This is a genomic window from Bacillus haikouensis (genome assembly GCF_013179555.1).
GTDB lineage: Bacteria > Bacillota > Bacilli > Bacillales > Bacillaceae_B > Rossellomorea > Rossellomorea haikouensis_A.
The window spans coordinates 1-8,288 of sequence record NZ_JABMCR010000187.1; the positions used below are offsets into that span (position 1 = coordinate 1).

An 8,288-nucleotide genomic window follows, 5' to 3' on the forward strand; every position below is an offset into this window, starting at 1 on the left:
AGTGTGCTCCTTCCTCCAAGAGATCAGCCGCTTTTTCTTTCGTACGAGTGTACACATTAAGGGCAAATCCTGCTTTCAACAGATTATGAGCCATGCTTTTTCCCATTACGCCTGCACCGATAAAACCAATCGTTTTCATTTCCATATCCCTCGCCTCTTTCTATTTTTGAATAGTCCAGTTCATTAATAAAAGTATACCAATACATATACTTTACGAACAGTTTCAAGGGAAGTCTTCCTGTTAATGCAACCGGTTCCATAGTATACTAACGGTATTGAAGAATGATTGATATACAACTAGATATACTGATAAAGGAGCGATTTCAATGACAAAACAATGGTGGAAAGAAGCAGTCGTCTACCAAATCTACCCCCGCAGTTTCAAGGATTCGAACGGGGATGGAATTGGGGATATCAACGGGATCATTTCGAAATTGGATTACCTGAAGGAGCTCGGGATTGATGTCATCTGGCTTTCACCGGTCTATCAATCTCCCAATGACGATAACGGCTACGATATCAGTGATTACAGAGGAATCATGAAAGAGTTCGGGACGATGCAGGACTGGGAACGGCTCCTGGATGAAATGCACAAGCGCGGTTTTAAGCTGATCATGGATCTAGTCGTGAACCACAGCTCGGATGAACATGCCTGGTTTATCGAATCACGTAAATCGAAGGACAATCCTTACCGTGATTACTATATTTGGAGAGATGGGAAAGACGGAGGCGAGCCGAATAATTGGGAATCCTGTTTCAGCGGTTCTGCTTGGAAATATGATAAGGCGACGGATCAATACTTCCTGCACTTGTTCAGCCAGAAGCAGCCGGACTTGAACTGGGAAAATCCTAAGCTGCGTGAAGAAGTCTATGAAATGATGAAATTCTGGCTCGATAAAGGCATCGACGGCTTCCGGATGGATGTCATCAATTTCATTTCAAAGGTGGACGGACTGCCTGATGCCAAAATGCCTGATGGCCGCAAGTATGCGCCGGGTGGACAGTACTTCATGAACGGTCCTAAAATCCATGACTACCTTCATGAAATGCAAGAGAAAGCACTGGCAGACTACAATGTCATGACAGTGGGGGAAATGCCAGGGGTGAGCGTGGAAGAGGCAAAACTCTATACAGCTGAAGACCGCAAAGAAGTGAACATGGTCTTCCAATTTGAACATGTGGACCTTGACGCGGGACCAGACGGTAAATGGGATCTCCGCCCGATGAAAATGAGCGCCTTGCGCGACAGTTTTACAAAATGGCAAAAAGGGCTGGAACACGAAGGCTGGAACAGTCTCTATCTCAACAACCATGACCAGCCGCGGATGGTTTCACGCTTCGGTAACGACAAGGAGTACCGGGTCGAATCGGCGAAAATGCTGGCAACGTTCCTTCATACGTTAAAAGGGACGCCGTACATCTACCAGGGGGAAGAGATCGGGATGACCAACGTGAGATTCGACTCGATTGATGATTATGAAGACATAGAAACGCTCAACATGTATCGGGAGAGAGTCATCGAAAACGGTGAAGATCACAACAAAGTCATGGAATCCATCTATGTCAAAGGGCGTGACAACGCCCGCACCCCGATCCAGTGGGATGACAACGATCATGGGGGCTTCACAACAGGTGAGCCTTGGCTGAAAGTGAATTCAAACTACAAAGAAATCAATGCTCAGCAGGCAATGGCTGACCCGGACTCCGTCTTCCATTACTACCGCATGCTCATCGGCTTGCGCAAGGAAAATCCGATCATGGTCTACGGCTCTTACGATGTCATCATGCCGGATCACGACCAAATCTATGCGTACATAAGGAAATATGAAGGACGGACAATGATCGTCATGCTGAATTTTTCAGGTGACACTCCACTATTCGAAATGCCTTCTGAGCTTGAAAGTAATGGTGAATTGCTGATCAGTAACTATGATGTTGAGGGTAACAAAAACATTCGTGAAGTGGAACTGCGGCCTTATGAGGCGCGGGTTTATTTAATGAACTAATCGGTACATGAAAAAGTGCCTATTCCCGGGGCGCTTTTTTGTGTGAAATCCAAAAGGCTGTGTTAATGAAATATGGTGAACAGGACTTGACAAGATTCAACATACTCATTTTACACAGCCAAACAAATGAAGAAGAAATCCGACGGTTAAGTTCCTTATTATCTATTCATCATTTACGATTCTTCTGGCTTCCGTCTGCTTGTACAGATGAGATTTCAACTTTATCGCTCATTTGCTTTTCAGCCAGCTTTTTTGCTGTTTCATGCTGCTGTTTTTGAGTAGGCTTGGACATTGGTTTCACTCCCTTTATTTCGTTCATTTTCTTCCTTAGTTTTGTTTTAATGCCGGAACTTATTCTTCAATGTTATTAATAGACCCTATGTAACAAATCGACATCCGATATTCTGTCATAAAAACAGGACTATCGAGGGGTTTTGTCGTTTTAAATCGAAATCAGATGGATATCAAGGTATAATTTAGTACGGATAATAGATTCATAAATAAGGGAGGATCACATAATGGAATGGATTATCGCCATTTTGTTTGGTACAGCCGTTGTGCTGCTCATTATATCGTTTATTAAGACGGCTAATTCCAAATCACAACTGGAGCAGCAATTGGAACATGCTTCAATCTCGGTCTTGAATGAAGTTCATGAACTTGAAAAACAGATACGGACAATTCAACTGGATGCAGAAATCACAGCACAGCAGTCAGGGGCAATGGAATCGCAATCTGAAGAGCGCGCATTGCTCCGTGATATGCTTGATATGCATAAACGCGGCTATTCAATTGAAAGTATTGCATCTAATAGGAAGCTCTCTTCAAATGAGGTGGAGCGCATGCTCACTCCATATATGACAAGAAAGGCTGAAAGGGGCATGGTTGCACAATGACACCTAATTCCCTGCGCAGTTTCGCATTAGGTCTTCTGCTAGCAGCTACTGTAACCGGCGGATTCTATTTCTTTGGTCCGACTGAAGCCGAAAGCACGGTGAAATCGGAAAACACAACTAAATCCGAGAAGCTTACAGAAGAAGAAATGATTGAAAAGCTGACAGCCAATGGCTTTATCGTACATACAGAAGAAGAATGGAACAAGCAGAACGAAGCTGCCAACGAGAAGAAAGAAGGAACATCCGATAAGAAATCAGAGAAGGAAAATGATGGCGAGGTCGTCTACCGGACCATCCTGAATGTCTCCATGGGGATGACAAGCATCGACATCGGTAATGCTCTAGAAGAAGCAAAAATCATCGACGACGGCATGAAGTTCTACAAAGAAGTAGAAAATCGCGGTCTGGAAAATGAGTTAAGACCAGGCACGTTCCAAATTGAAAGCGGAATGAGCATGGATGAGATCATTACAATTATTTTTAAATAGATATGTATGAAAGCTCCTTTATACAGGGAGCTTTTTTATATTAATTTTTACAAAAATTGAAACTTTTACCATAATAGAACCGTATAGTTAAACAAGAGGTGATTCATATGACAGGAATATTTTATATCATATTAGTACCCATTCTTATAATGATCATCAGTATTCTGATTACCAATTCATCAAAAGGTACTACTGGAAGGAATCCCGGTCACTCAACTTATTATGGTGGAAACGCTGACAGCTCAGATCACTGCGGCGGCTTTGATGGAGGGTTTGGCGGAGGAGACGGAGGCGGTGGTGGAGGCGACTGAGCCTCTTTTTTTGAACTTTTTAAAGAGGAGAAAACCATGACTGAAAACACAACTTTAGAAAGCGGCAAAAAAAGGATCTTCAAAGAAGTGATGACCATCTTTTTGATCGTTGGGGCGATCGTGGCTGCAGTCATTGGATACGGAGTATACTGGCTGATGTATGATCTGGACAGGCTGCCCCAAGGAGAATTTCTCAAAGAAGAAACATCACCTGATGGTACATACACCTTGAAAACATACGTGACGAATGGAGGCGCAACGGTTTCGTATGCTGTCAGGGGTGAATTGGTTTTTAACGATAAGGATGGAAAGAGCGAAACGATTTATTGGAATTACCGCGAGGACACAGCGAACATCACTTGGACAGATGACGATACAGTCATCATCAACGGACAAAGATTGGATGTTCCGGGGGATACATATGATTTCAGGCATCAATGAGCAGGGGGAGGAAACGGTTTGAAGCACTGGTTAGTCTATTTTGGAATGGCAATGACCGTCATCTTTGGTGGAGGATTTCTGATTCGTTTGATCAGAGATGGAGAATTCTATATAGCTGAATTTACCGGTGGAGTGTTGGGGATTATTCTAATATCGGCTGCATTATTTGTTAAGAAACAGCTTCAAATCAAAGACACATAAATGAGATGTTGCACGTCCCTCATCATAGTGACGATTAATGTGACGGGAGGGTTGCAGTGGACAGCTCTTGACCTTTTTTGCAGACAAGAAACCTGAATCAACTGCCGTGAATTACATATCCTATTCTTTAGGAGGTGATTCACCATGGCAAACCAAAATCAAAACAAGCAAAACAATCGAAGTGTAACTGAAGGTATCAAGAATACAGCAGGTGCTGCATTCCAAACTGTTCACAGTGCACTCGAAACAACAGAGAACGCAGCGATGAGTGTTGTGGATGGAACGGCAAAAGCGGTGAAGAATGTAACGGGCAATCAAAATGGACAAAAGCGATAAATAAATAACAGGTGCCTGTTCCCAGTACGTCAGGGGGACAGGCACCTTTTTATATTCCCTGCAGGAACAGGGCAGCATGGGCATAACGCTTTGTGGCTGATTGGTAATAGGCAGCCTGAACGGTCAGGGCCGTAACGAGCAGGACGTTCAATACGATGGTGAGGTTTTCTTCGTTCAGGTTTTTGAAGGATGGCAGGATGGCATCGCATTCATCTTTGATGAATTGATCCATCCAGTCGTTCATGGACCCTGCGCTTTTTACCTGGGGAACCGGCTGGTGATGAACTTTATCAAACACAGATGAGTAGGCAGAATATAAATCGATTGGATCGATGATATCATCAGAGCGGTCCTCGGGGTTGTTAAAGACGAGCGTCAAGATCTTTCGGATGGATTCAAAGTCCAGTGATGCTTTTAAGTCTTTAACGATCAATAGGGTGGCTGCCTGTTCGACTGTATATTTCTTGCCGAGAAGTGGAGATCCCACCAGTTCTTTAATATCGCGCTTCACCCAATTCTGGACGGCGCTTGAAGAGAGTGTCGTATATTCAATCTGATTCGCGAGAGAGACGATTTCATTTAATGAAAAACCGAACTCGGTCTTTTTACTTTTTAGGATTTTTTCAAATATTGAAGGAAACCCGGATGAAATGAACGGATTCTTTTCCTTTTTATGTGTGGTCGACCATGACTCCTGGAGGACCTCCAATGGGGTGCTGTCCGTTTGGCCTTTTAGGGATAAGAGCAGATCGGCCACGTTTTTTCTTGATAATGTAAATGCTTCCATCGCTGGATCCCCCATTCTTGAATCATTATTCTTTAATAGTACGTCTTCAGGAAGGACTCGTCAATTAAACGAAAAAGATTGAATTTCAGGTTTAAAAAATATATAATAAGTTCAAATACAGGTTCATATGAACTTGAAAATAGGAGTGGAGGTTTGAAATGGGGAAACGTATCTTTTATTTTCTCTTGACCAACGTTTTAGTATTATTGACGATTAGTATCATTTTTTCAGTAACTGGAGCTGGAAATTATATCAATGCTTCAGGTGGAATAGATTTTGGTGCCTTGCTGATCTTTAGTGCAATCATTGGTTTTGCGGGCTCTTTCATCTCATTGGCGATGTCCCGCTGGATGGCCAAGAAAATGATGAATGTACGTGTCTTGGATCCAAGTCGTGCGTTGTCTGCCGCGGAACAGGATATCGTCGACAAGGTGCATCGTTTATCGAAGGCTGCAGGTTTAATGCATATGCCGGAAGTGGGGATTTATAATTCCAGGGAAGTGAATGCATTTGCAACCGGTCCGTCGAAGAAACGTTCACTCGTTGCGGTTTCAACCGGTTTATTGAACGAAATGGATGACGATGCAGTGGAAGGCGTAATTGCCCATGAAGTGGCCCATATTGCCAATGGTGATATGGTGACGATGACACTGCTGCAAGGTGTGGTCAACACATTTGTCGTATTCTTATCAAGAATCGCAGCGTGGATCGCTTCCCGTTTCGTAAAGGAAGAAATGGCGCCGATCGTTCATTTCATTGCCGTCATTTTGTTCCAAATCGTGTTTTCGATTCTTGGTAGTTTAGTCGTCTTTGCGTACTCACGCTATCGTGAATTTCACGCTGACCGCGGCGGGGCAGATCTTGCGGGCAAGGATAAAATGGTCCATGCCTTACGCTCGCTGAAAGCTTACTCAAACCGTATGAGAGGCGAGGATGACACGGCGATTTCTACATTGAAGATCAACGGCCGAAGAAAATCAGCCATCTTCTCCACACACCCGGATCTGGATGACCGCATCAGCCGTTTAGAAGCGAAATAAATGAAAGGCCCGTCCCTTGCTGCGTTAATACATTAATGCAGACCGGGACGGGCCTTCTTTAAGAGAAGAAAGCCGGGAATTTAAGGTGTTATAATTTTATCGCATATTTCTTCAGTTCGACTGTATCATTGGGCAGGGTCACATGCCCATCCGGCTTCATTCCGAGCTTCTCCAATAGACTTGAGGAAGAGGAAGAGTGGTTATCCTTTGTGGTGATGGCAACGAGTCGATCCATTCCGATTTTTTTTGCTAACCTAACCGTTCCTGCTGCCGCCTCAAGAGCATAACCGCGTGATTGATGATCAGCAAGAAAGGCAAAGCCGATGTCGACATCTTCAAGTCCTTCCCGTTTAATCAGTCCGCACAATCCGACCGGCACATGATTTTCTTTGAGTTCGGTGACGAAAAGCCCGAACCCTTCCCGCTCGTACATCGCACAAGGTCCGTTCCTGATGTACGCCGCGGCATCTTCCAATGTTTGTATCCCTTTATCTCCTATATACTTCAGCCATCCAGGTTCATTCAGCAGTTTGTAAATAAAATCTGAATCTTCCTCTTCTGCCCAGCGGAGAATCAGCCGCTCTGTTTCGAGTACATTCATATATTTTCCCCTCTCTAAAAGCGAATTGTCAGAAACTTGACTCATGGATCTATTTTACCTCACTTTCAGGAATATTGAAGGTTGGGAGTTTCGGGAATGCGACAGTGAGGAAGACGAATTTACGTATGGGATTGTGTTAGTATGGAACTATAAATCGTATCAATTCCATTGACTTTCATAAATTCAAAAGAAAGAAGGGATACCATGTCAAAAACGGGATGGAATCTTAATAACAGTTATAATCGCTTGCCGGAAGCATTTTATACAAATCTGGAATTAAACCCTGTCGAGGCACCGGAATTGGTGATTCTGAACGGTCAGCTGGCAGAAAAACTTGGTTTGGAAAGAAGTGCCCTGCAGAGGGAAGAGGGCATTCGTGTTCTTGCAGGGAATGAGGTTCCGGAGGGCGGATCTCCTCTTGCGCAGGCATACGCCGGGCACCAATTCGGGCATTTCAATATGCTTGGGGACGGCCGTGCAATCTTGCTGGGCGAGCAGATCACCCCTTCAAAAGAACGTTATGATATACAGCTTAAGGGTTCGGGCAGGACACCATACTCCCGTGGCGGGGACGGCCGTGCGGCACTTGGTCCGATGCTTCGTGAATACATCATAAGTGATGCGATGCATGCGCTTGGCATCCCTACGACGCGCAGCCTGGCAGTGGTGACGACGGGTGAAGTGATCATCCGTGAGACCACCTTGCCGGGAGCGGTCTTGACTCGTACCGCTTCGAGTCATCTTCGTGTAGGAACGTTTCAATATGCTGCAAGGTTCGGCTCTGTGGAAGACCTCCGTGCACTGGCTGATTACGCGATCGAACGTCACTATCCGGATGCACTGCAAGCGGGGAACCGTTATTTGTTTTTACTGGAAGAAGTGATTAAGCGTCAGGCAGCTCTGGTTGCCAAATGGCAGCTGGCGGGCTTTATTCATGGTGTGATGAACACAGATAATATGACGATAAGCGGCGAAACAATCGACTACGGTCCTTGTGCATTTATGGATACATTCGACCCTGAGACCGTTTTCAGTTCAATTGATACCGGGGGCCGCTATGCATATGGAAATCAGCCGCCGATTGCAGGTTGGAACCTGGCGCGTTTTGCGGAAACACTGCTGCCGCTGCTGCATAAAGACGAGGAGACATCCCTGAAGCTCGCTCAGGAAGCGATTTCCGA

The 8,288-nt window shown here is 44.7% G+C and carries 13 protein-coding genes; 9 read left to right on the forward strand and 4 right to left on the reverse strand.

Features of this window, described 5'->3' with window-relative positions:
- Positions 1 to 145 (reverse strand): NAD(P)-binding domain-containing protein (locus tag HP456_RS16250; protein ID WP_312857782.1); only part of this gene is annotated, 145 nt, incomplete at its 3' end.
- A 181-nt stretch (positions 146 to 326) separates the two neighbouring features.
- Here HP456_RS16250 and HP456_RS16255 point away from each other — a divergent pair.
- The gene (locus HP456_RS16255; RefSeq protein WP_172252977.1) at positions 327 to 2,006 is read left to right on the forward strand and encodes a glycoside hydrolase family 13 protein; all 1,680 of its coding nucleotides are present in this window, start codon (positions 327 to 329) and stop codon (positions 2,004 to 2,006) included.
- A gap of 169 nt (positions 2,007 to 2,175) precedes the next feature.
- On the opposite strand, the gene HP456_RS25400 is transcribed toward HP456_RS16255, so the two are convergent.
- Positions 2,176 to 2,298, reverse strand: a complete 123-nt coding sequence (locus HP456_RS25400) for a hypothetical protein (protein WP_281358068.1) — start codon at positions 2,296 to 2,298, stop codon at positions 2,176 to 2,178.
- Positions 2,299 to 2,524: 226 nt separating this feature from the next.
- Here HP456_RS25400 and HP456_RS16260 point away from each other — a divergent pair, with 226 nt between their 5' ends.
- The 6 genes from HP456_RS16260 (at position 2,525) to HP456_RS16285 (ending at position 4,679) form a co-directional block, all read left to right on the forward strand.
- Positions 2,525 to 2,902, forward strand: a complete 378-nt coding sequence (locus HP456_RS16260; protein ID WP_172252980.1) for a hypothetical protein — start codon at positions 2,525 to 2,527, stop codon at positions 2,900 to 2,902.
- Complete coding sequence (locus HP456_RS16265; RefSeq protein WP_172252982.1) at positions 2,899 to 3,390, forward strand: hypothetical protein; 492 nt, start codon at positions 2,899 to 2,901, stop codon at positions 3,388 to 3,390. The genes HP456_RS16260 and HP456_RS16265 overlap by 4 nt, the downstream gene beginning before the upstream one ends.
- A 107-nt stretch (positions 3,391 to 3,497) precedes the next feature.
- On the forward strand, positions 3,498 to 3,701 hold the full coding sequence (locus tag HP456_RS16270) for a YxzE family protein (protein ID WP_172252984.1): 204 nt from the start codon (positions 3,498 to 3,500) through the stop codon (positions 3,699 to 3,701).
- A 36-nt stretch (positions 3,702 to 3,737) separates the two neighbouring features.
- Positions 3,738 to 4,142 (forward strand): DUF5412 domain-containing protein, encoded by a 405-nt coding sequence (locus HP456_RS16275; protein WP_376766226.1) that lies wholly within the window; start codon positions 3,738 to 3,740, stop codon positions 4,140 to 4,142.
- Positions 4,143 to 4,160: 18 nt separating this feature from the next.
- The gene (locus HP456_RS16280; RefSeq protein ID WP_172252986.1) at positions 4,161 to 4,343 is read left to right on the forward strand and encodes a hypothetical protein; all 183 of its coding nucleotides are present in this window, start codon (positions 4,161 to 4,163) and stop codon (positions 4,341 to 4,343) included.
- Positions 4,344 to 4,487: 144 nt separating this feature from the next.
- Positions 4,488 to 4,679, forward strand: a complete 192-nt coding sequence (locus HP456_RS16285; protein WP_172252988.1) for a hypothetical protein — start codon at positions 4,488 to 4,490, stop codon at positions 4,677 to 4,679.
- A gap of 49 nt (positions 4,680 to 4,728) precedes the next feature.
- Here HP456_RS16285 and HP456_RS16290 read toward each other — a convergent pair whose 3' ends face one another.
- Positions 4,729 to 5,466, reverse strand: a complete 738-nt coding sequence (locus HP456_RS16290) for a DUF1836 domain-containing protein (protein ID WP_172252990.1) — start codon at positions 5,464 to 5,466, stop codon at positions 4,729 to 4,731.
- A 158-nt stretch (positions 5,467 to 5,624) separates the two neighbouring features.
- Here HP456_RS16290 and htpX point away from each other — a divergent pair, with 158 nt between their 5' ends.
- On the forward strand, positions 5,625 to 6,506 hold the full coding sequence (gene htpX / locus HP456_RS16295) for a protease HtpX (protein ID WP_172252992.1): 882 nt from the start codon (positions 5,625 to 5,627) through the stop codon (positions 6,504 to 6,506).
- Between the two features lie 88 nt (positions 6,507 to 6,594).
- On the opposite strand, the gene HP456_RS16300 is transcribed toward htpX, so the two are convergent.
- Entirely contained in the window at positions 6,595 to 7,107 is a 513-nt protein-coding gene (locus tag HP456_RS16300) for a GNAT family N-acetyltransferase (RefSeq protein ID WP_172252994.1), read from the reverse strand.
- A 204-nt stretch (positions 7,108 to 7,311) separates the two neighbouring features.
- Here HP456_RS16300 and HP456_RS16305 point away from each other — a divergent pair.
- A partial coding sequence (locus HP456_RS16305) for a protein adenylyltransferase SelO (protein WP_172252996.1) occupies positions 7,312 to 8,288 on the forward strand: 977 nt, incomplete at its 3' end.